The organism is Pseudomonas sp. 22189 (assembly GCF_052045635.1).
Lineage (GTDB): Bacteria > Pseudomonadota > Gammaproteobacteria > Pseudomonadales > Pseudomonadaceae > Aquipseudomonas > Aquipseudomonas parakoreensis.
This window is the reverse complement of sequence record NZ_JBQEPG010000012.1, coordinates 52,605-78,592: the sequence shown is the minus strand read 5'-3', so window position 1 is coordinate 78,592 and position 25,988 is coordinate 52,605. Positions and strand designations below refer to the sequence as shown.

Here is a 25,988-nt window from a genome sequence, read left to right as displayed (position 1 = left end):
CATTGGCCTTTTTCATGCGCGTGAGTTTTGCGGGACGACTATGCTGTGCGCAGCCAAAAAGCCACGCCTCAGTGCAGAACCCTACGGCTCTCACCAATCCTGATTCGGTCCAGGGCCCGGTTCAATGCATCCAGTGCATCCAGAAGCGCCTTTGCCTCTGCCTCTCGGCCATCGCCCCATAAACGTTCCGCCATTTTGTTCAGGGCCTGGATCGAGCGTTCGATGTCAGCGGCGGTCGCGGGTGCCTGGGTTTGCGCTTCTTTGCTGGGCATACTTTCATTCATCTGCAGGGGATTGGCGATGCCCAGCATGATCGGCGTTCGTTGTCGGTCAATCCAGTGGTTACTGCTTGGGCTTGCGCTGAATATCTTCCGAGTCGCTGGAAGTTGCCGCGTCTTTCTCGGTTTCATTCGATTCTGCGCCCGAGTTCGAACCTGAGGCTTCTTCACCTTTCTTGTTGGCTTTTTCTTCGTTTGATTCAGATGTGTTGCTGGATTGATTGACGCCTGGGATGGCCGTGGGCGGTGCGGCCGATCCTGCTTTCTCGGTTGCCAATGTCAAGGCAGAGCCAGCCAGCATCAGGCTTGCAAGCATCAGGGTTGCAATCTTGTTGTCCATTTTTCCGGCCTTGGGTGAGGGGTGTACCGCATTGGAGGCACCAGGCGCGCCAAGGTGCTGCTCATTGGACGAACGGCTGGCTTTGCGCGCATGCGGCAATTTGCTGGCCCCCAGGTCTGAGCTTCCCCGGCAAACTCGCCTTTTTTCAAAAGGTTAGGTTGGCTATATGCGGACGATTGTCATAACCGTTGCAACGCTTTCCCTGGCTGCCTTTGCTTCGGCCATTGAAGCGAGGGAGTTGAGCAAGAGTCATCGTTTTGCCTGTACCTGGGGCTCGGACATCGCTGCCGGGGCGCAACAGTCGAAGCTCTCGGGGATCTCGTTGTATGGCGCGCGCAAGCAGTTGCAGGTGCGCAAGTTCCAGCAACCGTGGATGCGCATGACGGCGATGGGCATTACCGAGCAGACCTACAACAGCACTTCGAAGCTCAAGCCGGCGGCAGTCAAGCAGACCTATTACGAACAATGCGTGCGGCATGAGCTGGCCCAGCGATAAACCCCAAAGCCCAACCTGAAACGGTTGGGCTTTTCATGCCTGACGATACGTCAGCGTCACTTGTCGCTCTCGCAATTGACCATCCAGGAGACCCCAAAGCGATCGACCAGCATGCCGAAACGGGCGGCCCAGAACGTCGCCTCGAGCGGCATGTCGACGCGCCCGTCCTTGGCCAGCGCATCAAACACTCGCTCGGCTTCGGCGATGCTGTCGACGTTGAGGGAGATCGAGCAACCGCTCATGCCGCCGGTTGGGCGGTCGGGCGTGGTGTCGGAGGCCATGATCATCTGGTCGCCGACTTTCAGGCAGGTGTGGATGACCAGGTTGTGGTGCTCTTTCGGTACGTGTTCGGCGGCGGGTGTTTCGCCGAAAGTCATCATCGCTTCGAGTTTGCCCTGCAAGGCTTGTTCGTAAAAAGTGAAGGCTTCGCGGCAGTTGCCGTTGAAGATCAGATAGGGATTGATTCGCATGGTTGCGCTCCTGGCAGTAGGCGCGGAGAGAGGCGATTTTCGCCAGGTTCCGCGAAAGGCGGTTAAAAACATAGCAGAGCATTGGGCGTCGTAACGTCCGGAGTTTTTCCAGATGTTTTTCTTCTGAAAACACCGCGCTTCAGCACGGATAAACCCTGCGGAGTACCATGACACCCTGTACGACCTGTCGAGCTTGATTTGCCATGCCTTTGATTTCCCGCTTCAACAACCTGTTCGATCAGGCCCGGCGCGCTTTGCTATTGGTTTGGGCGACATCACGCGGGTTGTTTCTGGGGCTGGTGCTGGCGACCCTGATTGCCGGTGTGCTGCCGGCGCTGGCCGCGTGGCTGGGGCAGCGTATTGTCGATGCGGTGGTGACCGCGATGCAGTTGCACGCGCAGCAGGGCGATGCCCCGCTGTGGCCGGTGTTGCGTTATGTCCTGTTGGAAGCGGGGGTATTGGCGTTATTGTCCGGCACGCAACGGGCATTGTCGGTCCAGCAGTCGCTACTACGGGTGCAGTTGGGGCAGAAGGTCAACACGCTGATTCTGGAAAAGGCCCAGACCCTGTCGCTGGTGCAGTTCGAGAACTCCGAGTTCTATGACAAGCTGGTGCGCGTACGCCGTGAAGCCTCGACTCGACCGCTGGCGTTGGTGATGAAGTCGCTGGGACTGATCCAGAACCTGATCATGCTGATCAGCTTTGGTGTGCTGCTGGTGCACTTTTCGCCGTGGGCACTGCTGTTGCTGGTGATCGGCGCGTTGCCGGTGTTCTTTGCCGAGGCACATTTTTCCGGCGATGCTTTCCGCTTGTTTACCCGCCGGGCCCCGGAAAGTCGGCAGCAAAATTACATCGAAACCTTGTTGTCCCACGAGGCCTATATCAAAGAGGTCAAGTTGTTCGGCTTTGCGCCGTTGCTGCTGCAGCGTTATCGGGACACGTTCGCCAAGCTCTATGCCGAGGATCGGCGCCTGACCTTGCGTCGCGATGGCTGGGGGTTTGGTCTCGGCTTGCTCGGCACCGGAGCGTTCTACCTGGCTTATGCGTGGGTGGTGATCGATGCCGTGCACGGCAATATCAGTCTCGGCCAAATGACCATGTACCTGGTGTTGTTCAAGCAGGGGCAAAGCGCGGTCAGTAGCAGTCTGAGCGCAATCAGCGGTTTGTACGAAGACGGTTTGTACCTGTCGAACCTTTACGAATACCTGGCTGAACCGGTGCTGGCCGATTCCGGTCATCTCACCGTCGGCGCGCACCCGGGTGATGGCCTGCGCTTTGAAAACGTTGGTTTTCGTTATCCGGGCGCCAATCGCGCGGCACTGGAAGGCATCGACCTGCACCTGGTGCCGGGCAGGAGCGTGGCGCTGGTGGGAGAGAACGGTTCAGGCAAGACCACCCTGATCAAACTGCTGACCCGCCTGTATCGGCCGGATCAAGGGCGCATCCTGCTTGATGGCAGTGACTTGCAGGACTGGGAAGAGACCACTTTGCGCCGGCGCATCGGCGTGATTTTTCAGGACTACATCCGCTATCAGTTCACCGTGGGCGAAAACATCGGCGTGGGGGATACCTCGGCGTTCAATGATGAATCGCGCTGGCAGGCTGCGGCTACCGAAGGAATGGCTGCGCCGTTCATTGATGGGCTCGACCGCGGCTACGCCACACAGTTGGGCCGCTGGTTTGCTGGCGGTCAGGAGTTGTCCGGTGGGCAATGGCAGAAGATTGCCTTGTCCCGGGCCTACATGCGCCGCGATGCGGATATCCTGATTCTCGACGAGCCGACCTCGGCCCTGGATCCGGCAGCGGAAGCGGCAGTGTTCGAGCATTTCAGCCAGCACACCGAAGGTCGCATGACCCTGCTGATTTCCCATCGTTTTTCCAGTGTGCGCAACGCCGATCAGATCATTGTGCTGGAGGCCGGACGGATACTGGAGCAGGGCGGTCACGACAGCCTGATTGCCGCCAATGGACGCTACGCCAAGCTGTTCGATCTGCAGGCTCGCGGCTATCGCTAGGAATCTTGCGCGTTGCGGGCCACTGCCGGCCCGGCCACGCGCGGCGCGGGTCTGGACTGCATCAGCGCATCGATCGCCTTGCGATAATTCTGTCCGCCCAGCGCCATGCTGTTGTTGTGGGTCGCGCCTGGCACCAGCAGCAGTCGTTTCGGTTGTCGGGCGGCGTTGAACAGTTGTTCGCTGAAGCGTGGCGGCACGAACGCGTCGGCCATGCCGTGCACCACCAACAGTGGCATATGAATCTCGGCGATCTTGTCGATGGAGTCGAATTTCTGCGACAGCAGCCAGCGCACCGGCAGCGAGGTATTGGCCACAGCGGCGGCCACGTCGGCGAGCGAGGTGAAAGTCGACTCGATCACCAGCCCCTTGACCGGTAGCGGTGTATGGTCCCGCGTGGCGTCCTGGCCGAGCTCTGCCGCCAGATCAATGGCCACGGCACCGCCTAGCGAGTGACCGTAAATCAGGCGTTTATTCGGGTCTGGCTGCAGCAGTTTGAAACGTTCCCACGCCACACGGGCATCTTCGTACACGCTGCTTTCCGAAGGCAGATCGCCCTTGCTCTGGCCGAAACCACGATAGTCGATGGCCAGTACCGAGTAGCCGGCCGCGCGCAATTGTTCGATGCGGAACAACTGCCCGGTGAGGTTCCAGCGCACGCCATGCAGATAGAGAATGGCCGGTGCATTGGCTTTTTCCGCCGGCCACCACCAGGCATGAATATTCTCCCCGGCCCTGAAACTCCTGGGCTGCAGGTCGAGCTCCTGTACGCTGCCCGGCAGGCCGTGATACCAGCCGGCCGTGCCCGGTTCGATGCGAAACAGCAGTTTGCGCTCGGTGTGTTCGAGCACCGCACAACTCGTCGGCACGCCAATGATCAGCGCAGCCATGCAGGCGAACGCCAGACGGCGGCGACGCAAACGGGTCATGAAGGACAGGAACATTAAACGGTTCACCACGGCGTAGACAAAGAAGGCTTTTTACCAGAAGGCTCGGTCTGCGCGTGACTTTTTCGACCACCGTGCGCCCTTAACGATTACAAAATGCTGCGGCTCAATTCACCCGCAGAACGATTTTGCCGATGTGGTCGCCACCCTCCATGCGCGCATGCGCCTGGGCCGCATCGTTCAGCGAATAAACCTTGTCGATGATCGGCAGGCAGCGCCCGGCGGCCAGCGCCGGCCACACGTGTTCGCGCAGTTGCTCGGCAATGTCGGCTTTTTCCTCTGCGGTGCGCGCTCGCAGCAACGAGCCAGTGATCACCGCACGCTTGGCCATGATCGCCAACAGGTCGACGTCGTTGGCCTTGCCGCCACCAAGAAAGCCCAGCATCACCAGCCGGCCATCCATCGCCAGCGCGCTGACATTTGCGTTGAGGTACGAGGCGCCCATGATGTCGAGAATCGCGTTCACCCCCTGGCCTGCAGTTTTTTCTGCGATGACCGTGGCGAAATCCTGCTCGCGATAATTGATCGGCTGCCCACTCAGTTTGCTGATTGCCGCGCATTTATCGGCACTGCCGGCGGTGGCGAAGGCTTCGATGCCGAACTCGCGGCAGAGCATCAGCGCGGTGGTGCCGATGCCGCTGGTGCCGCCGTGAATCAGCACGCGCTGACCGCGCTGAACGTCGCCGAGGCCGAACAGGTTGGCCCACACGGTAAAGAAGGTTTCCGGGATAGCGGCGGCCTGCAACCAATCCAGGCCATCGGGGATCGGCAGGGTTTGTCCGGCCGGGACGTTGCAGTATTCAGCGTAACCGCCGCCGTTGGTCAGCGCGCAAACCTTGTCCCCCACGGCAAACTGAAGGACACCCGCCCCGAGCGCCACCACTTCACCGGCCACTTCCAGACCGGGAATCGGATTCATGCCCGGCTTCATCGGGTACTTGCCTGCCCGTTGCAGGGCGTCGGGGCGGTTGATCCCGGCGGCATGCACGCGAATCAGCACTTCGCCGGCTGCGGCGACGGGCAGGGGCACATGCTTGGCTTGCAAGACTTCGGGGCCACCAGGTTGAGTGATTTCGATACGGGTCATTTCGCTGGGCAAAGTCATGTCGATTCCTGTTGCTTGAGGTTCTGAAGATGGGAGCACAGCCCGCAGGCAATGATTCCCTTCAATTTTCACAGGCGCGTGGTTCAGTCGCTGAGGGCAGCCATTTCAGGGCATGCTCCAACAAGATCGCCACGGCAATCGCCCCCGCGGCGATCACGAAGAGTATTGCGTGATGACCGCCCGTGGCATTGAACAGTGCCGAATAGGCGAATCCGGCCAGCGCCTGAAACGTGGCAAACGAAACGGTGGCGCGGCTCCAGGCGATTTGCTGGCGATGGTGATCAGGCACCAGTTCATGCACGCGAGCCAGGGCCAGCGGCACGATGCCGGGCGGGAATGAACCGACGATCACTGCCAGCACGGCCAACGCCATGAAAGAGTGGGAAACCGCCAGCAGTCCCAGCGCAATCGCCTGCACCGCCAATACCAGCCGAATGCCCATCCGCGCGCCAAGCCGATCCGCGAGAAAGCCGTAACTTACCGGGCCGACAATTGCCCCCAGGCCATACATCACCCAAACCAGTGCACCAATCTGCGCCCCGGCACCGAGCCCACGAGCGACGTAATCCACCAGAAACACCATGGCCGGCACCAGACCTGCGGCCATGAATGCGTATTGGCCGAACAGCAAATAGACGGAGGAGGGGGTTGGCTCAACCGTCGCGCCTGCGTGAGTGGCGGTCGGGTGCGGGAGATCAGCAGGCCAGCCAAACCAGCTTATTGCGGTCAGCAACAGCGACAATCCGCCCAGACCCAACCAGGTGGCGTGCAGGCCCATATTCAACAAGGGCGGGACGAGGGTGCCGGAGGCTGCGATCCCCAGGCCGATACCGAGAAAAATCGCACCGCTGGCCAGTCCTTTGCGGGATGCCGGCACATGGGGCAGTACAGTCGCCGCCACCAGCACCATAATTGCACCGCCGGTAATCCCCGACAGCAACCGCCAGCCAAAGAACCAGCTCACCGACAATGGAAATGCACAGGCAAAAAACGCCGCGGTGACCAGCAGCATCATCAGTCGCAGGGCGTTTTTATTGCCCAGTTGCCGCGTTAGCGGCCGGCCGAGCAGGGCGCCGATCAGATAGCCGACCAGATTGGCTGCGCCGAGGTACACCACGTCGTTGGCAGAAAACCACTGCGCCTGAATCAGCGAGGGAATAAGCGGTGTATAGGCAAAACGCGCCAGACCAATGCCGACCAGGCTGGCGCATAGCCCCGAGAAAATCGGTAACGCGGAGGTCGATGTACGCATGACAGCAATCCTGAGGGAGGTCTATGGCGCTCAGGATATCGGCTATCTTTGCTGCGGTAATGCAGCGATTTGGCTTTATAGTGATGCAAATTCGCATCGGGCGGGACAACATGAACTGGGATGATGCGCGGGTATTTCTCGCGGTATGCAGAGAGTCGACCTTACGCGGTGCAGCGCGGGTTCTGGGGGTGGATCAGGCGACTGTCGGGCGACGGATCACGGCGCTGGAAAAATCCCTGAGCGCGACCTTGTTCCTGCGCACGTCCGACGGCTACGCACTGACCGCAGTCGGCGAAGCCGCGCTCAAAAGCGTGGAAAAAATGGAGCAGTCGGCGCTGGCGCTTGAGCGGCAGATTCAGGGCCTGGATGATCGTCTGACCGGCACCGTACGCGTCAGCACCACCGATTCACTGGCCATCGACTTCCTGATCCCGGCCATTAGCCGCCTGCACGCGCAGCACCCGGACGTGCGTGTGCAACTCGACGCCTCCACGCAGATTCTCAGCCTGGCCAAGCGCGAGGCGGACATCGCTGTGCGCAATACCCGGCCCGACAATCCCGATCTGATCGCGCGGCGGATTGCGCGCTGGCCCGTGGGATTGTTCGCATCACAGGCGTATATCGACGCCCATGGTATCCCGCCGCAGGGGACGGCGTTCGAAGGCCATGACCTGGTGGTCTACCAACCGTATTTGCAGACGCACAAGGACATGACACTGGTGTGCGAGCCGCTGCAGCGCGGGCGTATCGTCGCCAGCCTGAGCTCCAGTCTGTTGGTCCGCCGCTCGATTGCGGCTGGTCTGGGCGTAGGAGAGATTCCGGTCTACATGGGCGAGCGCGATGGCCTGGTCAGGCTCTGGCCGGAACGCAATCGCCCGCAACCGTATGAGGTCTGGCTGGTGACCCATGCGGACTTACGTCACACCGCACGTGTCAGGGCGGTGATTGAGCAGATTGTCGAGGCGTTTGCACTGGAGAATGAGTAACGGCTCAAAGCGCTTTGGACAAGCTACATAGACTGACGAAACGCCCTACATTCAAAGCAGAACCAGCCGGCTTGTGGGCTTGGAGCGTCAGCCCTACTGTTGATGCAACTTGCAGCGCCAGGAAATCGGTGTGAGGGATGCGCCAGAACAGGTATCGGTAACCCAGGGAAGGGATCGGATTGAAAGCCAGGGAATTCGAGCAATATCAAAGCACTGACACGTTGAGCAGAGGTCGTAACGCACAAGCCATGAACGCTATCAGCCGTGAAGAATTCAACGCGAGGATCGAGACCATCGAGGCAAGAATGGATGCTCGCGTAGAGCGAGTGCACGCAGATATTCGAGAGTTCCTTAGCTCTCAGGCAGAGCGAGACAAGGCAAATGAGCGCATCCAGTTCGAACGGGATAAACGCTACGACTCAATGATTCAAGGCATTGCCATCGAATCCAGAGAGGCGCTCAAAAAGGCGGGTACCGTGAATGCCAATGTCTGGATGGCAACGGCTGTGCATTTGTTTGGCGTGGTCAGCATTGTCGTGGGTGGTTATTTCGCCAGCCAGGCCAACCTGTATGTAGCGGTACAAACAACGTTGGCGGCGGTTCAGGCGGGTAAGGATGTCGGTGCAGCCAAGCCTGCCGAGCAGCCATCATCGGTGTTGCCAAAATAAAAAACGGCCTTCAATCGAAGGCCGTTTTATTGCCATTGGAAACTCCTGCGTCATGGCATTTGTGGCAGCTCTTGCGGACGCAAGTCAAACACCAGTACTTCGGCATCCACGCCATTGCTCAGGGTCAACGCCTGTTCCTCGCGAACCCGCACGCCGTCACCCTCCTGCAGCAAATGGCCATTTAGTTCAACACTGCCGCGAGCGACATGCACGTAGGCGTAACGGTTGGCGGGCAGTTCCAGCGTCGCGCTTTCCTTGCCATCGAACAACCCGGCGTAAACCCGCGCATCCTGGCGCACTGTCAGCGAACCATCGCTACCGTCCGGCGAGATGATCAGTTGCAGGCGACCGCGTTTTTTCTGCGCGCTGAAGTGCTCCTGCTGGTAGCGCGGCTTTGCACCGGCCACTTCCGGCACGATCCAGATCTGCAGAAAGTGCACTGGCCGGGTGGCCGAATGGTTGAATTCGCTGTGGGCCACGCCACTGCCGGCGCTCATCAGTTGCACGTCACCGGGGCGGATCACCGAGCCGGTGCCCAAGGTGTCCTTATGCTCCAGCGCACCTTCAAGCACGTAGGAAAAGATCTCCATGTCGCGGTGCGGGTGCTGGCCGAAACCCTTGCCGGCCGCCACGCGGTCATCGTTGATCACCAGCAGGTCGGAAAAACCCTGTTCGCGCGGGTCGCGGTAGCTGGCGAAGGAAAAGGTGTGGAAGGACTTCAACCAGCCATGATTGGCGAGGCCGCGGTCGGAAGCTTTGCGAAGGGTCAGCATGATGAATTCTCCTTGCAGGACGTTGATTCGTCCGAGTGAGGAGAAGGTTACTGTTAATCGGATGAGGCAATAAGTAGATCGAAATTGAAATACTGTCCTGTTCAGGTTGACAGTTTTGTGGAGTCGATCACGCATTCTTTTCGCTGGATGTCACGCACTTGGCCATAATGCGGGTCTGTTCCTTCCCTTGATTTCAGTGATGTTCACCCATGAAAACCGTGGCAATGGTGCTGTTCCCCGACTTTCTCCTGCTCGACATGGCCGGCCCCATGGAGGTGTTTTCGGTCGCCAATCGCTACTTGAAACCTGAAGATCATTACCAACTGATCACCTTGGGCACCGAGCACGGGATGCTGCGGGCGTCCAATGGTGTGCAGGTGCAGACCGACCGCCATATTGACGACCCGGCCCAGGCCTTCGACTTGCTGCTGGTGCCGGGTGGACCGGGTGCCTACAACGAAAAACATCCGGCGCTGCTTGCCTGGTTGCAACGCTCGGTGGGGCAGTCCGGTTGCTACGGTTCGATCTGTACCGGGGCGTTTGTGCTCGGGCATGCCGGTCTGCTCGACGGTTATCGCGTGACCACTCACTGGAACTACACCGAACGTCTGATCAAGGCGTTCCCCAAGGCGCAGGTGGAAACCGACCAGATTTACACCGAAGACCGCAATCTGATTACCTCGGGAGGCGTGACCGCCGGCATCGATCTGGCATTGGCCGTGGTCGCCCGGGATCACGGGAAAAAGCTCGCTCAGGACGTGGCCAAGGTGCTGCTGGTGGTGATGAAACGTCAGGGCGGGCAAGCACAGTTCAGTCCGTTGATGGCCGCAGTGGCGCCACAGGAAACCGCGATCACCCGGGTGCAGAACCATGTGCTGGAGCATCTCGACGAAGCCTTTACCGTTGAGCGCATGGCGGGGCTGGCGAACATGAGTACCCGGCATTTTGCGCGGCTGTTTGCGCGGGATGTGAACATGACGCCGATGGAGTTTTTGCAAAACGCCCGGATCGATTGCGCGCGTAATCTGCTGGAAACCACTGAGCTGCCGTTGAAGACAGTGGCCTACAAAAGTGGTTTCGGCAGTGTGCGCCATATGCGTTTTCTGTTTGCGGAAAAGCTCGGCCTGACCCCGGCGCAATACCGCGAACAGTTCAGCTAGAGCGGTTGTGTCCGTCCGGTGCATCCGGATGTCCGTGTTGCGCCCTGTATGGAGGTTGTACCGTCACCTGCGCCTGCCAAGATAAACGGTAACGCTTGGAAGGGAGACGCGCTGAGCGCCGAGGGCATGCTGCCCGCGTGCGCTGGCGCCGGAAAACGGCATGAACAGCCACAAAGACTTACCCGCTGCATCGGTGTTGTATTTCGGGCCATACGCCTTTCATCTGCGCCAACGGCTGATCCTCGACGGGGATCGACCATTGCGCATGGGCGGCCGCGCCCTCGATATTTTGCAGGTGCTGGTCGAACACGCCGGTCGCGTGGTACGCAAGGAGCAGTTGATCGCCCGCGTGTGGCCGGACAGTGTGGTCGAAGAGATCAACCTGCGGGTGCACATCGCCGCGTTGCGCCGGGCGCTGGGTGATGGCGAGAAGGGCCAGCGCTACATCGTCAACGTGCCGCAATGTGGTTACAGCTTTATCGCGCCGGTGCACGGCGACAGCGTCGCGCAGGTCGTGTTCGACACCTTGCACGCGCCGCAACAGAATCTGCCCGCTCGCCTGACTCCGGTCATCGGCCGCGATTCGCTGGTGGGCCGTCTGGTCCGGCAAATGCCCCTGTGCCGCTTGATGACACTGACAGGCCCGGCCGGCATCGGCAAATCCACGGTGGCGCTGCGGGTGGCCGAATTGCTGTTGCAGCATTACCGCGACGGCGTCTGGTACATCGACCTGTCCATGCTCGGTGATGCGCCGTCACTGCTTGAACACCTGTTGCGCAGCCTTGACCTTTCGTTCGATACGTTAGCGTCGCGTCATGCCTTGCTGCTGCTGGATAACAGCGAGCGGTGTCGTGACTCATGCCGGGCATTGGTGGAGCGACTGCAACTGGCGGCGCCGCGGCTGGCGTTGCTGGTCACCAGTCGCGAACCGTTGCAGGCCAATCTGGAAACCCTGCAACCGATTGCGCCATTGACCTTTCCCAAGGCCTCGACACCGGCCAGTATCGATGAGCTCATGGGCTATTCGGCGGTGCAATTGCTGGTCAGTCGCGCGCGTGCCCGGCAGCACGATTTCAGCCTGCGCGAGCAGGATCTGCAAACCGTGTGCAGTCTCTGTCGTCGTCTCGACGGTTTGCCATTGGCCATTGAACTGGCGGCCGCGCAGATCGATGCGCTGGCGCTGGTAGGGCTGCAAGCGCAACTGGACAACGGCCTGCACCTGCTCAGGCATGGTCGTCGCACCGCGAAGCCACGGCATCAATCCATGAGCGCAGCGCTGGACTGGAGTTATCAGGATCTGCGGCCCTGCGAACGTCGGGTCTTGCAGCGCCTGTCGGTATTCAAGATGGCCTTCACCGAAGAGGCTGCGCTGCGGGTCATCGACGGTGGGCATCTGCAATCGGTGATCGAACGCCTGGCTGCCAAGTCATGGCTGACGGTGGAGCGCAGTGCAGACGTGGTGCGTTATCGAATGCTCAATCTTCTTCGCTGTTACGTCCGTGAACAGCCCGAAGCCAGCGTAGAACCGAGTGCTATCGCGTACCATCGTGCGCTGTACCGCAGGCCAAATCGATCAGCTGCGGGTGTGCAACTGTTCATGCAACGCGTCGAGCAGTAAGCGCACTTTGCGCAGGTCCGGCGTGGCATAGCCTTCGGTGAAGCGTTGATGGATCGGGGTCAGCAGCGCCAGTGCTTCGCGGTGGCGTGATTGGCGCTGCCACAGTTGGGCCAATGTTGTGGCGCTGCGCAGTTCCCAGGCCAGCGCGCCCTGGGCGCGGGCGATGGCGAGGGCGTTTTGCAGGAGGTGTTCTGCCTGTTCGCCAAGGCGTCCCTGCGGACAATCCGCCTCATCCGCCAATAACCGCTCAGCCTCGGCCCGCAACACCTCCGCCGTGCTCCAGCCAGCCGCGCCACTGTGTGCCCGCTCCAGCAACGCGTCATCGATATGGCGAGCATCGAGCGTGACCATCAGCTCCTTTATCAGCCCGTTATCCGCCGGCGCGTCGGGTGGGGCCAGGCGTTCATCGATCACCTGCGCATAGTGCCGTCCCCAGCGATAGAACAGCAGCACCGAGTGCTTTTGCGCCTGCTCCAGCAACAGTTGCAACAATTCGCGCGCAGTCCTGGCGTCGCCGTTGTAATGCGCAATCAGGCAGCTGGCCAATGCCAGGGTGTAGCAGATCGACGTACCGTGATTGATCTGCACGGCGATATCCAACGCCTGCCGGGCGGTGCGCCACGCCTGTTCGGGAAACCCCTGCAGCCACAACACCCGGGCGAGAATGGTCAACGAAGCCACGCTCTGGTCGTACTGCACGCCAAAGCCGTGGGTGAAGCGGTTGCGACAACCACTGTGGGCCATACGCTGAATCACTTGCTCGGCGTTGATCCGCGCGCGCGGCTGGTCGCCGGCAAAGTGCAGCGCCAGGACGCGCAAGCGGTGAATGCTCAATGACAGCAGCGGGTCGTCGTGGCCACCGAGGCGGTCGAACTGTTCGCTTTGCTGCAATGCCGCCTGGTAATGCCCGCAGCTGAGATTGACCGCCAGGTGGCCGGAAATGGCGCGCAATTGCGCGGCGACGTCGTGGTGCTGCTGCGCCAGTGCGTTAGCCTGAGTGAACGCTTCAATGGTTTCCGGCGAACCGCCGCAAGTGTGATAACAAGCGCTGCCGAGTGCCAGTTGCAAGGCTGTGTGCAGGCGCGGACAGGGTTGGGCCGCGCTTTCGAGCAGGGTCAACGCCTGACGGACATGCGCGCCATATTCCTTGAGCAATGACAGCTCCTGCCACAACGCGGCCGACGTCGCGGTCAAACGGATGCCGAGAGGGTGCGAGCCGTTGCCGTGCAAACTCCAGTCGAGTGCAGCGCGCAGGTCTTCCAGGCCTCGGGCATAGCGCTCGATCCATTGTGTGGTCGGAGTGTGTTCCCACTCGGTCTGCGCTTGCTCCATCAGCGTCAGATAGCGTTCGGCGTGGCGTTCGCGCAGGATTTCGCGTTCGCCGCTGAGTTCGAGTTTTTCCAGGGCGTAATGGCGGGTGGTGTCGAGCAGGCGATAAAACACTTCTTCATCACCGACTTCCACGTTCAGCAGCGATTTACCCACCAGTTGCGTGACCGATGCGAGCACCTGCGTGGGATCGATGTGTTGACCGACGATCACCGCCGCAGCCGAGGCCAGGCTGAAGCAGCCGCGAAACACCCCGAGGCGGCGCAGGCAAGTCTGCTCGCAAGGGGTGAGCAGATTGAAACTCCAGTCCAGCGTGGCGTGCAGCGTTTGATGCCGCGCATGGCGCTGGTGGTTGCCCGCCGCCAGCGGGTGCAAATGATCCTGCCATTGTTCCAGCAGGCCGCTCAGGCCCAGAGTTTCGACCTGCGCTGCCGCCAGTTCCAGAGCCAGTGGAATACCGTCCAGACGCCGGCAGATTTCCATCGCCAGGGGTAAATCGGCGTCGCTCAGTTCAAAGCGTTCATGGGCGCCCATCGCTCGTTCGACGAACAGTTGCAGGGCGGCGAAAGTCATCGCCTGCTCGCGATCGAGACGGCTCGTCGCAGGCGGGCAATCGAGGGATTCCAGACGCTGCACGAACTCGCCCTCAGCGCGCAGACTTTCGCGGCTGGTGGCCAGAATATGGACCTGCGGCGCACCGCGCAAAAGGCTCTCGACGAGCAGCGCCACGGCATCGATGAGGTGCTCGCAGTTATCGATCACCAGCAGCATCTGCCGTTCGCGCAAATCGTTGATCACACTCGCCAATGGCGCGCCGTCGTGTACTGCCAGATCGAGCAGGGTCGCCAGTTGCGAGGCGATCAGCGCCGGGTCGTTGAGCGGCGCCAGATCCAGCAGGCGGATGCCATCGCGATAGCGTCCGAGCAACTGCTCGGCGACGCGCAGGGCGACGGTGGTCTTGCCGATCCCGCCGGGGCCGATGAGGGTGATGCAGCGCTGTCGCGGCAGTTGCTGCATCAAGCTGTCCACCAGTGACTGGCGCCCGATCATCCGGGTACGGCGCAGCGGCAGGTTATGGCGCCCGGGCGCCGCCTCCAGTAGCCGTTGTCCGTTGGCGTGCACCGTCAGTGGGGCTACGAAACTGTAGCCGCGCTGGGCCACGGTCACGATGTAGCGCTGACCGGCCTGACCGTCGCCCAGTGCCTTGCGCAGGGCGGCCATGTGCACCCGCAGATTGATGTCCTCGACGACGGTGTCCGCCCATACGCCGGCGAGCAGTTGCTGCTTGCTCACCACTTCCCCGGCATGCGCCAGCAGCATCAGCAGAATATCCATGGCGCGCCGTCCCAGCCGCAACGGCTGGTCACCTTCCATGACCAATCGTTGCCCGGTGTAAATCCGATAGGGGCCGAAGCCGATGGCCTGATTCGGGGAAAGACTCAACAGCGCACTCCTGCGGTGATGCGGCGATCCTGGCAGATGGACGCTGCGTGAAGACGCAGATCGTCGGCTACAAGGTATCGCAGCATATTCCTCAGGTTTGGCCATCAGTGCAACGCCGGGCTCCTGCGCAACGCTCAAAAGCTCAGATGCCGTGTCCGGGTGTCTTTGTCTTCACGCATGACCTGACAGCGCCAGGCAAACGGATTGATCCCTTCGCTGCGGGTGAACATGTGACAGAAATGTGCCTGATCACAGAATCCGCAATCCAGGCTGATCTGCGTCAGGCTCAGGTCGGTGTGGCGGATCAGCAGCTTGGCGCGGGCAATACGCTGTTCGCGAATCCAGTCCTGCGGCGCGAGGCCGGTGCTGGCCTTGAACGCCCGGGAGAAATGGCTGCGCGACAATGAGCAGGCGCGTGCCAGCTCGGCCACTTCCAGGCTTTCTCCGAGGCGTTCGAGGATCAGTTGTTTGACCTGCCGCTCCCGTTGCGGGCTGAGGCCGCCGATAAGCGGCCGGGGCGTTTCGCTGGCAGGGGCGAGGGCGACGGATTGCTGTAGATGAGCCATGGCCGGTGTCCGTGTCGTGGAGGTGAAAAACAACGCTGCGCAGAGGCCTTCATTGTTAAGAAGGGACATGCCGGCTGACGAGTTAATCGTTGTTAATTCGCAGGCCTGACACGGATGCAAACCACCGTTGATCGGGTAAAGTGCTCAGCACTTGCGAACGGTCTTAGAAGGAATTGCAGCCCATGAACCGTAACGATCTGCGCCGTGTCGACATGAACCTGCTGGTGATTTTCGAAGCGCTGATGTTCGAAAAGAACCTGACCCGCGTCGCCGAAAAACTGTTCATGGGCCAGCCGGCGGTCAGTGCCGCGCTGGGGCGTTTGCGTGACCTGTTCGATGATCCGCTGCTGTTGCGCAACGGCCGCAGCATGGAGCCGACGGCGCGAGCGCTGGCGATTCTGCAGGAGCTGCAACCGGCGATGGATGTGATCTCCGGCGCGGTCAGCCGGGCCAAGGAGTTCGACCCGGCCAGCAGCTGCGACGTGTTCCGCATCGGCCTGTCGGACGACGCCGAATTCGGGCTGTTTCCACCGCTGCTGCGCAACCTTCAGCAGGAGGCACCGGGTATCGTCGTGGTCGTGCGCCGCGCCAACTACCTGCTGATGCCGGCGTTGCTGGCTTCCGGGGAAATCTCCGTCGGCGTGAGCTACACCACCGATCTGCCGGCCAACGCCAAGCGCAAGAAACTGCGCGACATTCCCTGCAAGGTCCTGCGTGGTGATGATCGCCCGGGCCCGCTGACCCTCGACGAATACTGCGAGCGCCCGCACGCAATGGTGTCGTTCTCGGGGGATCTGAGCGGCAACATTGACGTGGACCTGGCCAAGGTCGGCCGGCGCCGCCGAGTGGTGCTCGGCGTGCCGCAGTTCAGCGGTTTGCGCGCCTTGCTCGCCGGCACTGAAATGATTGCCACCGTGCCGGACTATGCCGCGTGTGCGCTGGTCGAAGGCTGTGCGTTGCGGGCTGAGGATCCGCCATTTCCGATTGATGCGGCGCAACTGTCGATGGCGTGGAGCGGGGTGCATGACAACGACCCGGCGGAGCGCTGGCTGCGGTCGCGGATCAGTCAGTTCATGGCGGCGCCGCTGGATATTCCTGCGTCCTAATTGCTCGGTTACAAGGAAAGTGGCCAGCGGGGCCGTTTTTTATCGGCGTCCTAGGGGGCTGTTTGACCGTTCGTCTTAAACCAGCACGCACCTGTAATTTCTGACAGTAGCCAACACCGCATACAGCGCCGTTCAATGCCTCCGTCGTCCTGCCACTCGATCGGAGCTCGCGCCATGACTGTCAACAACCCCGCTGACTCATCACCGCTGGTGCTCAAGGAACTCGACGTCCCCGGTCGTACCGGCCCCGTGTCGCAAGCGCCGGATGTCTGGGGGCTCAACATCGCAGCGGTGCGGGACAACTTCCCCAAACAGGGCCTGCTGTGCCGTGCCGGGCCGTGGGGGGTCATGAGCCGGGGCGACCATTTGGTGATTTCTTTGGGCGGCCAGACGGTGTTCAACAAAACCGTCGACGAGCATGAGGTCGACACGACGCTGTCGATGTTTGTGCCCGCCGCCCGTTTCAGTAACGGCTCGACCACCCTGTCCTACGTCGTCACCCGACTGGGCGGAGCAGCCGAACCGTCCGAAGTCATGCAGACGCTAGTCAAGCTCACTCGCCCCGGTGGCCATGACACCGATGAAGGCCCGGGCCACCCGAACCTGAAAATGACCATCCCCAGGGAGATTCTCGAGGGCGGCATCGACAAGAACAACGTTGCCGCCGGCGTGAAAATCACCATCGGCCCTTCCGAAGGCGGGCCAGAGCCCTATCCCAACGCAGCGGCCGGCGACTGGATTCAGGTGACGTGGGGGGGAGAGTTTGTACTCTTCGGACCGCTGACTCAGGATGAGGCCGACGGCACAGTACCGCTTGTCCTGCACATCACAGAAGCAACCATCCGCGCCGTCGGTGACTCTGACACTGCCGGCCTCGCGGTGGCCTATGAAGTCTACGATGTTGCCGACAACCGCTCCGAAGACTGGAGTTACGCGCAGCGCATCGTGGTGGCGGTCGACGCTGACCGGCTCGACGCGCCGATCTGCAAGGAAGCGGTGAACAACGTGCTGGACGCCGACCTACTGGGCGGTACCGATGGCACGGCGCAGATTCTTGCCGTGGACAACAATAAATTCATGGTCGGTGACATCCCCATCGTTCGGCTCAAGGGCACACCGGTTGAAGGGGCACCGATCAACATCGAAATCACTGGCCAGCCGCTGGGCAGCGTGCCCAGCATCCCCGAAATCAGAATTCCCAATGCCGCGTTGCGGCAACTGGCCAAGACCCAGATCAGCTTGTCCTTTCGCCTGAAAAAGGCCGACGGCTCCACCGACCTGCTGTCCAGGACCCAGTTCATCAATGTCATTGGCGAGGTCAAACGGTTGCAGGCCCCGGTCGCCCTCGACGCGGCACAGGGCGCCCTCGATCCGGAGCTTGTACAGGCCCGGATCCAAATTCCATTCGACAAGTCCTTTACGGCGAGACAGGCGATCAAACTGTTCTGGCTGGGTACCCGGCCTGACCTGAGCACCTATTTGCCCGACCTGCCGCTGCGCCCGATTACCAATGGCGATATCACGGCCGGCGTGCCGTTGCTGATCAACGTCCCCGGCCCTCATCTGAAACAGATCGAAGGCGGCAAGCTGGAACTGTATTACCAGTTGCTGAGCGACGACGCGGTGTTGGGAACGATGAACCGCGTCAACGCCACCCACGCCATCCGCGAGTCGATTCACGCCGAAATCCTGAACGTCGGCGAACCGAGGAAAGAGCTGCCAGAGCCGAAGGTTGACGGCGTGGTGGACGGTGTATTGCCAGCGGAAACAGCCGGTACCATGTTGATCGTGGAATACCTGAACACCGTCAAGGATGACGAGGTGTTCTGTGTGTGGCTGGGCTCGAAAGCCGGTCGTTATGAAGACTCGGTCAAGCTGTCCTCGTTTACCGCCGGTCAACCGGTGCCGTTCCCCATCAGCGCCAGCCTGATCAAGGACAATGAAGGGGGAACGGTCGAGGCGTCCTATTCCATCAAATGGGCAGATGGGCGAACGACCAGTTATTCCGATGTGAAAGTTTTTTTGGTCGGTAAACCAATCACCTTTCAGATCAATATAGTTGGTAAGCGGTCACAACTTGCTCCTCGCTATCACTCAAATGTGAGTCGATTAGTTGCGTCGTTGTCAGTCGGTGCAGAAACAAGTCTTTCAGACAGAATTATATGGACATACGACAGTACTGCCGATGGCTTCGTGGGTGATTACTTTTTCGATACGAACCCCGAAAAGCCATTAACCGTAATAATTCAGCGTGATAACGAAGTTATTGCTCGAACTGTTCTTCGACCAGTCAATATGGCTGGGATATTCAATCTCGACGGTCGGCACAGTGGCAGTGTGGTGAAGGATGATGGAAGTGTTTTTGGGTGGGGCGACAACGATGAGATGCTTCCACCTTCGGGGTTGTCGGGTGTTCGTTGCGTTATATCGGGTGGGCGTGCATTTGCGGCATTGAAGGTTGACAAAACCGTTCATGCCTGGGGGAGTGCCCCCGACGGGGGAGTAATTACACCCGAGATACAAGCTCAACTGCGAAACGTAAAAACGATTGCGGCTACTGATGGCGCTTTCGTTGCTATGACAGACGACGGTCAACTTGTCGCATGGGGGAATCCGAAGTTTGGTGGAGTGATACCAACTGCTGCCGTTCCTCTACTTTTCCCAGCAGTCAAAGTCTTGGGTAACACGGCAGATTTCACCGTGTTGCTGCGCGACGGTCGTGTGTATAGCTGGGGGAACACCTGGCCTGATGGTCAATGGATAACGCAAGCGAACGGCGCCATTCAATTCTGTGCAAGTGACCAAGCATTTTGTGCGCTGAAAGAAGATCACACTGTATTTGCATGGGGGTCGCCTGATCATGGTGGAGTTATCCCGGAAACCGAGGCGAATGCTCTCGTAGAGGTCGAACATATCACTTCCACCAGCGGTGCTTTTGCTGCGCAGAAGTTTGACGGTTCTGTCATTGCCTGGGGCAATGAGCGATTTGGTGGTAAAGCGCCAACAAACCTGCAGACAGTAAGCCATGTGGTGGGTTCGACAACGGCGTTTTGTGCACTTGGAAGAGGTGGGGAATTGTCCGCCTGGGGAGAACCTGCAGAAGGAGGGACAGTGCCCACGGGTTTGCCGCCCACTCTTTCAGTATCTTCTTCTTACGGTTCTTTCACTGCGGTGCTGAGCACCGGTCTCGCAGTTATGTGGGGAGTGAATACGTCCTCCCCCAGTCTGGCTCCAATTGCCTGTGCCTATGCTACCGGTCCCCAAGTGGTGCTACTGAGTACCGACAGCAAGTTACTTGCAGTGGGGCCTGGCGCTCCTGATCTCTCCGAACTATCCGGGTTGGTGTCGTATACCGAGTAAGCACACCTGCGCTTACGTTCCCTGTAAACGGGAACTCTATAAGGAGTTATCGCGATGAAACGTAATGTGAATGCAATTCCCACGGTAAAACAAGTTTCAATTATGGGTGAGCCCTTGGTAGGTGGAACACTCGGCGGAAGTTACATTTATGAGAACGCTGATGAAAATCCAGAGGGGGAGTCGATATTTCGCTGGTATAGCGGTGGTGTCAGTGGAAGCGTTATCGCAACTTCCATTGATCTGACATTGAAGGCCGAACATGCGGAAAAGGATCTTGTTTTTTCGGTTAAGCCTGTCGCCGCAACCGGGGAGACGGGTGTCGAGTACAATTCTGATCCCATAAAAGTTATTCGGGATGGATTTCAGAATATATCGGACGAAGAAAGTGAAGGCAGCTTCTTGAAACAACGCGGGCAGTTCGCTTTCCATGCAAATGGCCCCAAGGATGGGGTCTTTACTTCGACCGCTGGCGCGTTCGCCCTAAAGAATAGAGTGACGCAGAATGTATCCGTCATGGGTACGCAAAGCTTTGGGGGCGTTATTCCGCCGGAGTTGGCAACATACCTACAAAACAATCCCGCCATAACGATGTTTACTACCGAGAAAAGCTTTGGGGCGCTGGTCCCTGTTGATAAGGATCATAATCAATTGCTCGTATGGGGAACCGATATGCCCGTATCGCTTCCTGACCTTCAAGATATCCAGTCGGTTTACAACAACGGTTCCTCATTGGCATTTATCTACAAGAATCGACAACCCGGAGAGAATACGATTGGTGCGGTGGGACCCGCTGCAAAAGGTGGAGTAGTTCCTGTTGAGATACAGAACAAACTAATGTTTGATCGCCCAATGGCCATATATGCAACGATAGATGCTTTCGCGGTGCGAACAGTGGGCGGGCGCGTTTACACCTGGGGCAACAAGATAAACGGAGGTGAAATTCCAGCCGAGGTACAGACACTACTCAATAGTATGAAAGTTAATCGAATCGTTGCTTCACGTACGGCTTTTTGTGCATTGACAGCCTCCGGAGACATCATCGCATGGGGATTAAACGGCGTCATTTCCGCTGCAACTCTGGAAAAAATCTATGACGATGGTGGGGCACTCAATGTCATTGCCAACGACAGTGCTTTTATTGTTATCACTCAGGGGCGCCGGAAAGCAGTGACGTTTGGATTGGCGGCTTACGGTGGAGTGTTGTCAGAGCAGGCTGCCACTCTTGCTGCTCGTGGCAATCTGGTGCTGTGTGCTGCCACTCCATGGGCCTTCTGTTTTATCAATGAAACCGGGCAAGCCGCTGCCTCGGGATCAGTCGGTTACGGGGGCGGCACAATTCCCGCTCAAAGTGCTGATGGCGAATCGTTCGACTTGCCATTGAATGCCCAGGCATCGCTTGAACAAGATGGAGTCGAATCTGAGATCAAGGCAATGTTCAGTGGCGCCAGGTTTGCTAATGACGCTCAAAGCAGAGTCTCTTCCAATCTTGCATTGGAGGATGGAGAGACGATTGAGTTGTTGCGCAACGATGCAAGCTTCCTGCTGATCAGTCGACATGCCGATGGCCGCACTAAAAACGTGACTTCATGGGGGCTGGCAGCGGTGGGCGGCACGATGCCAAGTGATACCAAGCAAACGCTGATGGCCAGCAGGATTCGCAAGATTTACAACACCAATGGCGCTTTCGCGGCGATCGTAGACCAAGGCACAACCGAAGGCGTTGTCATTGCATGGGGGCGGTCGTCGCAGGACGGTGGACTGATACCGACTGGACTACGTAGTGCATTAAGCAGTGGCGTAGTCGAAATTTATACCATCCAGGCGATGCCTGCCCCCTCGACAGCTACTGTCCCGGCTGCTTTTGCCGCCCGCAAGTCGAACAACAAATTCGTGACGTGGGGAGCTCACGTCAAACAGGAAGAGTTCGAACCCGAAAGAAACAGCTGATATTCCGCAGGAAAGCGGTTGATCAATCTAGAGGATTTCGAGATGAGCACTAAAGCCGAACCTATTGCACGTGACGTCATCATCATCGGGGATCCGGTAATGGGTGGTTACTTGCGTGGCAGCTATCGCTACCAAAATGCTGATGAAAATCCAGAAGGCAGCTCTCGCTACCAGTGGTATCTCAATGGCATGCCAATCGAGGCGCCGGAGGGGGTAGCTATCGACTTGAAAATCAAGAACGCCTACACCGATCGGACCATCATATTTGGCGTTACCCCAGTCTCCGCAACAGGAGAGGTGGGCGAAGAAGTGAGCTCTGCCGCCAAAGAAGTGACCTCCGGATTTCAAGGGATCAGTACAGAAGAAAATGAGAACAGTTTTTTGAAACAGTGGGGTAATTTTTCCTTTTATGGTGCGGAACCCCAGGATCGAGTGTTTGTATCGACGGGAGGCGCGTTTGGCCTGATAGACCCGGACACCCAGGATATTTATTTTGAAGGTCAAACGGGATGGGGCCTGCCGGTACCACCTGACATCGTTAACTTTTTGAAAAACAATCCAGCGGCCCGAATGTTCACGACTGAAAAAGATTTTGCAGCGTTAGTTGATAATGGGGAAAGCAATCAGTTGTTGGTCTGGGGTGCCAACATTCCCGCCAATCACTCAGTCAAATTGACGGATATCAAATCGGTATACAGTAACCGTGTCTGCTTTGCTTTCATTTATAAAAATGCTACAGGTGATGCCAATAGAATCGGTGCTATTGGTTTGAGAAACTCCGGTGATGTTATTCCCGAGCAAATCCAGGGAGCTCTGCGTTTTGATGAACCTGTCGCCATTCATGCTACGGAAAATGCGTTTGCGGTGCGAACCCAAGGCGGAAAGGTTTACGCGTGGGGGAATCAAACTAATGGAGGTTCAATAAGTGCCCAGGCTCAAGTACTCCTCAATGGTATGTTTGTTGATCGAATTATTGCCGCTGCCGCTTCTTTTTGTGCGATCGGCCGCGACGGCAGCATCGCGACGTGGGGAAAAGCTGCTGACGGAGGGGCGATTCCATCGAGTAAGTATGAGGCGATAATTGACGACGGTGGCGTGAGTTCGGTTATAGCGTCTACGACAGCATTTTGTGCGATTACTCACGATAGACATAAGGCCGTCAGTTGGGGGGTGGATGGGGAGGGAGGGTTGATGTCTGCGACGGCATCGTTGATCGCAGCGCGGGGCGGAGTAATGCTGTGCAAGGCATCACGCTGGGCTTTCTGTATGGTTACTGAACGTGGCGAGGCGGAGTCCTGGGGGGCGCAACGCTACGGTGGAGCCTCAATAACCGATTCCACTCGCAGGGAGATCGAAGCGGTGATCAAGGAGATGAATCCCCATCCCGGCTATGCCTGCAGTCATGTGGGTAGCCGTGCAATCACGATTCCAGGCGAGGTCAGAATTTACGCAAATGACCTGAGCTTTTTTCTGGTGAGCCAATATGCTGATGGTCGGACCCAAGCGGTCATACCCTGGGGCATGAATACGCACGGCGGGGCATTTGGTTCCGGGGTGAGGCAGGCATTGATGGCCAGCAAAATCACAGGCGTGTACAGCACAAATGGTGCATACGGTGTGGTTGCCACCCAAGGCGGCGTTTACGGCGCGGTCATTGTCTGGGGGGCGACTCTGGCCATGGAGGACGCGGGCGAGATTCCGCCGATCCCCCCGGAGCTGGCTGGATACCTGAGCAGAGATGTTGTTGAACTTTATTCGATCAAGCGTTACCCGTTTTATCAGGTGCCTCCTCCAACCCCCCCTCACAATGACCCATCGTTTGCAGCACGGCGTAGGGATGGTAGCTATGTGCTTTGGGGGGGGAATGTGAACAATCAGTATTACAAGCCGCAGCCTGGGCGGATATCCGGCATGTTGAAGCCTGAATAGAGTGATGGAATGTTTGCTGCACGTGCCTGGCCAGTGATTCTGATCGGGCACGATGTTGTGCGTTGCCGGACAATCATTCCAGCGGCTTGTGAGGTATCCCCGTCGAATCAACAGTGCACTCCTGCGGTGATGCGGCGCAACTGTCGATGGCGTGGAGCGGGGTGCATGACAACGACCCGGCGGAGCGCTGGCTGCGGTCGCGGATCAGCCAGTTCATGTCGGTGTCGCTGGATATGCCGGCGGTTTAGCGCGGTGTTCAAAGGTATTGTGGTTGCGTGCGATAAGCCACAAGGCCTTTCGGCTTTCGCCGAGCGAACTTTTTGCACGCGATACATCGAAGGTAATTATTCGATCGAGCCTTTTGTCGGAACAGGACAAAACCTGTAATTTCTGACAGTAGCCAACCCCGCTCATCTCGAGTCTAAATGCTCCGTCGCCTCTTTTGTTGGCAGGAGTTTTCGTCATGAGTTTTCAAATATCGGGAAACACTGTCTGCTCACCTTTTCACTTCTTTCTATTGGCAAGGCAATCGAAGGTCTTCGGATGTCTTGCATTCCTGATTCTTACGCTACTGACCGCGAACGCTCAGGGAGTCACGGGGCCGGAAGTTGCACAGTTGCTCAATCGCAGTTTTCAATACAACACTCGAGTGTGTCCGGGGGATAAACCGGCCTTTTTCTGTAGCGGTTTACTGGCGCGTGGAAGCCCGTCAGAGGGAGAGTTCTGGAAGCATGATGCGGTGTCGTCCCAACTGGGGGCGGAAAGCTTTGTTTACTTGCGCTCCGATCTCAGTACACGAACACTCGATGCAACACATGGAGTTTTGTTCAGCGATGGATTCACGGCTATCGGCCAAGGCAAGGACCTGGAACTGCTTTGTGCTTATCCATTCAAGTTACCTCTGCAAGCGGCGCATCCCGAATTTGGTTGCGGATGGAAAGTGCCGACTGCCGCGGCAATGACCGATCCAAGCTCCTGTGCCAGCCTGGGGGTCAATGATTCGGCGAGTTGGATCGAACATTTTCGACAACATGACTGGCAGCCGGCAGCTCAATGTTCATTCAGCAGTCAAGAACCACAAACATTTGAGGCAAGTTTGATAGCTCATCAGGGGATCAATGCCGCGTGGTCAGCCCGTCCCACCCAAGTACAGATTCGCAACTGGGAGGCCAGCGCACCCTTGCAAATGCCGATTCTGGGGCTTTTTTATGACGTGACACATGAAGGAGCATTAGCGGGAGCTCAAAAAGATCAACGTGACTACTTCAAGGCCACCGGCGATTGGTTGCCCATATTACGTTTGGCTCTCGACTTGGCACCCGATAAAGTATTTGGCTTCAATCAACAAGATCAGTTGTATGTCGGTTATCAAGTGGCTGCTCAGCTCAATGCGAGATACATGAATACCAGTAAAACTTGTTCAGGCGGTAAAACGGCATTTCATTGCAATGGTGTATTGATAAGGGGAACCAAAGCCTCCACAAGCTACCATATGTGGAATCCCAGTCCGGGTTCTGTCATCAATAATGGGGTTTCATTTACCTATTTGCGCAAGGACGCAAACTTGAAAAAGCCGGTATATCAACAGGGTTTTATTGTTCGTGAAAGCTTCGCACCGGCGGCAACTCCTCTCAGAGTAATGTGTGCCTATCCCTTTGACGGAGCTACAGCCCGTCCAGTAGAAGACACCTGTCGAGTTCGGGGGCAGATGTGCGACGAACGGGGTGTCACTAGTGTAGAGAGTTGGGCTGCTCTCTATGCCGCACAGCCGCGCACAAGTTGTGCTTTCAATATTGATCCTGAACAGTTTCAACTTAACATCGATGTTCGCCCCAGCGTGCCGAATGGCGATGGATGGAATGAGGTCATGATTCAAACATGGCCTCAGGACATACCCTTACAGATTCCGCTTGAAGCTTTTTACTACAGCCTCAAGGGCCACTACACCAGCAAGGGCTTGTTGCAGGCTCAGTTTGGTCAACACGATTACTTCCAGACGACAGGTCGATTTTTGCCGATAGTAAAAGTCGATATGGAGGCATCAGATACTAACGTGTTCAGTTATAACCCCGATGATCAGATTGCACCTGGAGAGCCAGCAGCGGGAATGGACACTTCCTTTGGGGGCTATTGAAGTGACACATGAATGTTCTATTTACAAGTGTCAGCGATGAAGGCTCGTTTTTCTGTGGATCGCGCAATG

Annotated in this window: 20 protein-coding genes and 1 pseudogene; 12 read left to right on the top strand and 9 right to left on the bottom strand. The window is 58.2% G+C overall.

The features are described from left to right. Positions 1-68: 68 nt before the first annotated feature. Both ACTJKS_RS14815 and ACTJKS_RS14810 read right to left on the bottom strand, forming a co-directional pair. Entirely contained in the window at positions 69-272 is a 204-nt protein-coding gene (locus ACTJKS_RS14815) for a hypothetical protein (protein ID WP_041066334.1), read from the bottom strand. A 70-nt stretch (positions 273-342) separates the two neighbouring features. Then, positions 343-618 (bottom strand): hypothetical protein, encoded by a 276-nt coding sequence (locus ACTJKS_RS14810; RefSeq protein WP_041066175.1) that lies wholly within the window; start codon positions 616-618, stop codon positions 343-345. A gap of 166 nt (positions 619-784) precedes the next feature. On the opposite strand from ACTJKS_RS14810, the gene ACTJKS_RS14805 reads away from it, so the two are divergent. Beyond that, entirely contained in the window at positions 785-1,114 is a 330-nt protein-coding gene (locus ACTJKS_RS14805; protein ID WP_007961262.1) for a hypothetical protein, read from the top strand. 56 nt (positions 1,115-1,170) lie between these two features. Here ACTJKS_RS14805 and ACTJKS_RS14800 read toward each other — a convergent pair whose 3' ends face one another. Next, positions 1,171-1,584: a VOC family protein gene (locus ACTJKS_RS14800; protein ID WP_108183164.1), complete on the bottom strand. Its 414-nt coding sequence runs from the start codon at positions 1,582-1,584 to the stop codon at positions 1,171-1,173. Between the two features lie 203 nt (positions 1,585-1,787). Between ACTJKS_RS14800 and ACTJKS_RS14795 the strand changes: the two genes are divergently transcribed. Continuing rightward, positions 1,788-3,599: an ABC transporter ATP-binding protein gene (locus tag ACTJKS_RS14795; protein WP_108183163.1), complete on the top strand. Its 1,812-nt coding sequence runs from the start codon at positions 1,788-1,790 to the stop codon at positions 3,597-3,599. On the opposite strand, the gene ACTJKS_RS14790 is transcribed toward ACTJKS_RS14795, so the two are convergent. The 3 genes from ACTJKS_RS14790 to ACTJKS_RS14780 all read right to left on the bottom strand — a co-directional run bounded on the left by ACTJKS_RS14790 (position 3,596) and on the right by ACTJKS_RS14780 (position 6,900). Next, positions 3,596-4,540 carry an alpha/beta hydrolase gene (locus ACTJKS_RS14790; protein ID WP_108183162.1) on the bottom strand — a complete coding sequence of 315 codons (945 nt, stop codon included), beginning with the start codon at positions 4,538-4,540 and terminating at the stop codon, positions 3,596-3,598. The genes ACTJKS_RS14795 and ACTJKS_RS14790 overlap by 4 nt on opposite strands. Before the next feature lie 109 nt (positions 4,541-4,649). Then, complete coding sequence (locus tag ACTJKS_RS14785; protein WP_108183161.1) at positions 4,650-5,648, bottom strand: NAD(P)H-quinone oxidoreductase; 999 nt, start codon at positions 5,646-5,648, stop codon at positions 4,650-4,652. A gap of 61 nt (positions 5,649-5,709) precedes the next feature. Beyond that, the gene (locus ACTJKS_RS14780; protein ID WP_108183160.1) at positions 5,710-6,900 is read right to left on the bottom strand and encodes a YbfB/YjiJ family MFS transporter; all 1,191 of its coding nucleotides are present in this window, start codon (positions 6,898-6,900) and stop codon (positions 5,710-5,712) included. Between the two features lie 110 nt (positions 6,901-7,010). Here ACTJKS_RS14780 and ACTJKS_RS14775 point away from each other — a divergent pair, with 110 nt between their 5' ends. Both ACTJKS_RS14775 and ACTJKS_RS14770 read left to right on the top strand, forming a co-directional pair. After that, positions 7,011-7,886, top strand: a complete 876-nt coding sequence (locus ACTJKS_RS14775) for a LysR family transcriptional regulator (protein ID WP_108184413.1) — start codon at positions 7,011-7,013, stop codon at positions 7,884-7,886. A 248-nt stretch (positions 7,887-8,134) separates the two neighbouring features. Further along, complete coding sequence (locus tag ACTJKS_RS14770; protein ID WP_108184412.1) at positions 8,135-8,554, top strand: hypothetical protein; 420 nt, start codon at positions 8,135-8,137, stop codon at positions 8,552-8,554. Positions 8,555-8,604: 50 nt separating this feature from the next. On the opposite strand, the gene ACTJKS_RS14765 is transcribed toward ACTJKS_RS14770, so the two are convergent. Continuing rightward, on the bottom strand, positions 8,605-9,327 hold the full coding sequence (locus tag ACTJKS_RS14765; protein ID WP_108183159.1) for a pirin family protein: 723 nt from the start codon (positions 9,325-9,327) through the stop codon (positions 8,605-8,607). Between the two features lie 209 nt (positions 9,328-9,536). On the opposite strand from ACTJKS_RS14765, the gene ACTJKS_RS14760 reads away from it, so the two are divergent. Then, positions 9,537-10,487: a GlxA family transcriptional regulator gene (locus ACTJKS_RS14760; protein ID WP_047293323.1), complete on the top strand. Its 951-nt coding sequence runs from the start codon at positions 9,537-9,539 to the stop codon at positions 10,485-10,487. A 160-nt stretch (positions 10,488-10,647) separates the two neighbouring features. Then, a complete protein-coding gene (locus tag ACTJKS_RS14755; protein ID WP_108183158.1) occupies positions 10,648-12,105 on the top strand; it encodes an ATP-binding protein in 1,458 nt (485 codons plus the stop codon). Here the strand turns inward: ACTJKS_RS14755 and ACTJKS_RS14750 are convergent. Both ACTJKS_RS14750 and ACTJKS_RS14745 read right to left on the bottom strand, forming a co-directional pair. Next, a complete protein-coding gene (locus ACTJKS_RS14750; RefSeq protein WP_108183157.1) occupies positions 12,061-14,877 on the bottom strand; it encodes an ATP-binding protein in 2,817 nt (938 codons plus the stop codon). The genes ACTJKS_RS14755 and ACTJKS_RS14750 overlap by 45 nt on opposite strands. Positions 14,878-15,011: 134 nt before the next feature. Then, positions 15,012-15,443, bottom strand: a complete 432-nt coding sequence (locus ACTJKS_RS14745) for a helix-turn-helix domain-containing protein (RefSeq protein WP_041066207.1) — start codon at positions 15,441-15,443, stop codon at positions 15,012-15,014. A 182-nt stretch (positions 15,444-15,625) separates the two neighbouring features. Between ACTJKS_RS14745 and ACTJKS_RS14740 the strand changes: the two genes are divergently transcribed. From ACTJKS_RS14740 to ACTJKS_RS14715, 6 genes and pseudogenes are all read left to right on the top strand, one after another. Continuing rightward, complete coding sequence (locus ACTJKS_RS14740; RefSeq protein ID WP_108183156.1) at positions 15,626-16,549, top strand: LysR family transcriptional regulator; 924 nt, start codon at positions 15,626-15,628, stop codon at positions 16,547-16,549. Between the two features lie 174 nt (positions 16,550-16,723). Further along, the gene (locus ACTJKS_RS14735; protein WP_108183155.1) at positions 16,724-19,909 is read left to right on the top strand and encodes an RCC1 domain-containing protein; all 3,186 of its coding nucleotides are present in this window, start codon (positions 16,724-16,726) and stop codon (positions 19,907-19,909) included. 54 nt (positions 19,910-19,963) lie between these two features. After that, positions 19,964-21,856 carry a hypothetical protein gene (locus ACTJKS_RS14730; RefSeq protein WP_108183154.1) on the top strand — a complete coding sequence of 631 codons (1,893 nt, stop codon included), beginning with the start codon at positions 19,964-19,966 and terminating at the stop codon, positions 21,854-21,856. An 18-nt stretch (positions 21,857-21,874) separates the two neighbouring features. Next, complete coding sequence (locus tag ACTJKS_RS14725; protein ID WP_108183153.1) at positions 21,875-23,785, top strand: hypothetical protein; 1,911 nt, start codon at positions 21,875-21,877, stop codon at positions 23,783-23,785. A 128-nt stretch (positions 23,786-23,913) separates the two neighbouring features. After that, positions 23,914-24,033, top strand: a pseudogene (locus tag ACTJKS_RS14720) (LysR family transcriptional regulator); the annotation flags it as partial. 215 nt (positions 24,034-24,248) lie between these two features. Beyond that, positions 24,249-25,919 (top strand): hypothetical protein, encoded by a 1,671-nt coding sequence (locus ACTJKS_RS14715; protein WP_440828839.1) that lies wholly within the window; start codon positions 24,249-24,251, stop codon positions 25,917-25,919. The last annotated feature ends 69 nt before the right edge of the window (positions 25,920-25,988 follow it).

Coding starts and splice junctions, on each gene's coding strand:
- ACTJKS_RS14815 (WP_041066334.1), bottom strand. CDS start 272: ATGCCCAGCAAAGAAGCGCAAACCCAGGCACCCGCGACCGCCGCTGAC.
- ACTJKS_RS14810 (WP_041066175.1), bottom strand. CDS start 618: ATGGACAACAAGATTGCAACCCTGATGCTTGCAAGCCTGATGCTGGCT.
- ACTJKS_RS14805 (WP_007961262.1), top strand. CDS start 785: ATGCGGACGATTGTCATAACCGTTGCAACGCTTTCCCTGGCTGCCTTT.
- ACTJKS_RS14800 (WP_108183164.1), bottom strand. CDS start 1,584: ATGCGAATCAATCCCTATCTGATCTTCAACGGCAACTGCCGCGAAGCC.
- ACTJKS_RS14795 (WP_108183163.1), top strand. CDS start 1,788: ATGCCTTTGATTTCCCGCTTCAACAACCTGTTCGATCAGGCCCGGCGC.
- ACTJKS_RS14790 (WP_108183162.1), bottom strand. CDS start 4,540: ATGTTCCTGTCCTTCATGACCCGTTTGCGTCGCCGCCGTCTGGCGTTC.
- ACTJKS_RS14785 (WP_108183161.1), bottom strand. CDS start 5,648: ATGACTTTGCCCAGCGAAATGACCCGTATCGAAATCACTCAACCTGGT.
- ACTJKS_RS14780 (WP_108183160.1), bottom strand. CDS start 6,900: ATGCGTACATCGACCTCCGCGTTACCGATTTTCTCGGGGCTATGCGCC.
- ACTJKS_RS14775 (WP_108184413.1), top strand. CDS start 7,011: ATGAACTGGGATGATGCGCGGGTATTTCTCGCGGTATGCAGAGAGTCG.
- ACTJKS_RS14770 (WP_108184412.1), top strand. CDS start 8,135: ATGAACGCTATCAGCCGTGAAGAATTCAACGCGAGGATCGAGACCATC.
- ACTJKS_RS14765 (WP_108183159.1), bottom strand. CDS start 9,327: ATGCTGACCCTTCGCAAAGCTTCCGACCGCGGCCTCGCCAATCATGGC.
- ACTJKS_RS14760 (WP_047293323.1), top strand. CDS start 9,537: ATGAAAACCGTGGCAATGGTGCTGTTCCCCGACTTTCTCCTGCTCGAC.
- ACTJKS_RS14755 (WP_108183158.1), top strand. CDS start 10,648: ATGAACAGCCACAAAGACTTACCCGCTGCATCGGTGTTGTATTTCGGG.
- ACTJKS_RS14745 (WP_041066207.1), bottom strand. CDS start 15,443: ATGGCTCATCTACAGCAATCCGTCGCCCTCGCCCCTGCCAGCGAAACG.
- ACTJKS_RS14740 (WP_108183156.1), top strand. CDS start 15,626: ATGAACCGTAACGATCTGCGCCGTGTCGACATGAACCTGCTGGTGATT.
- ACTJKS_RS14735 (WP_108183155.1), top strand. CDS start 16,724: ATGACTGTCAACAACCCCGCTGACTCATCACCGCTGGTGCTCAAGGAA.
- ACTJKS_RS14730 (WP_108183154.1), top strand. CDS start 19,964: ATGAAACGTAATGTGAATGCAATTCCCACGGTAAAACAAGTTTCAATT.
- ACTJKS_RS14715 (WP_440828839.1), top strand. CDS start 24,249: ATGAGTTTTCAAATATCGGGAAACACTGTCTGCTCACCTTTTCACTTC.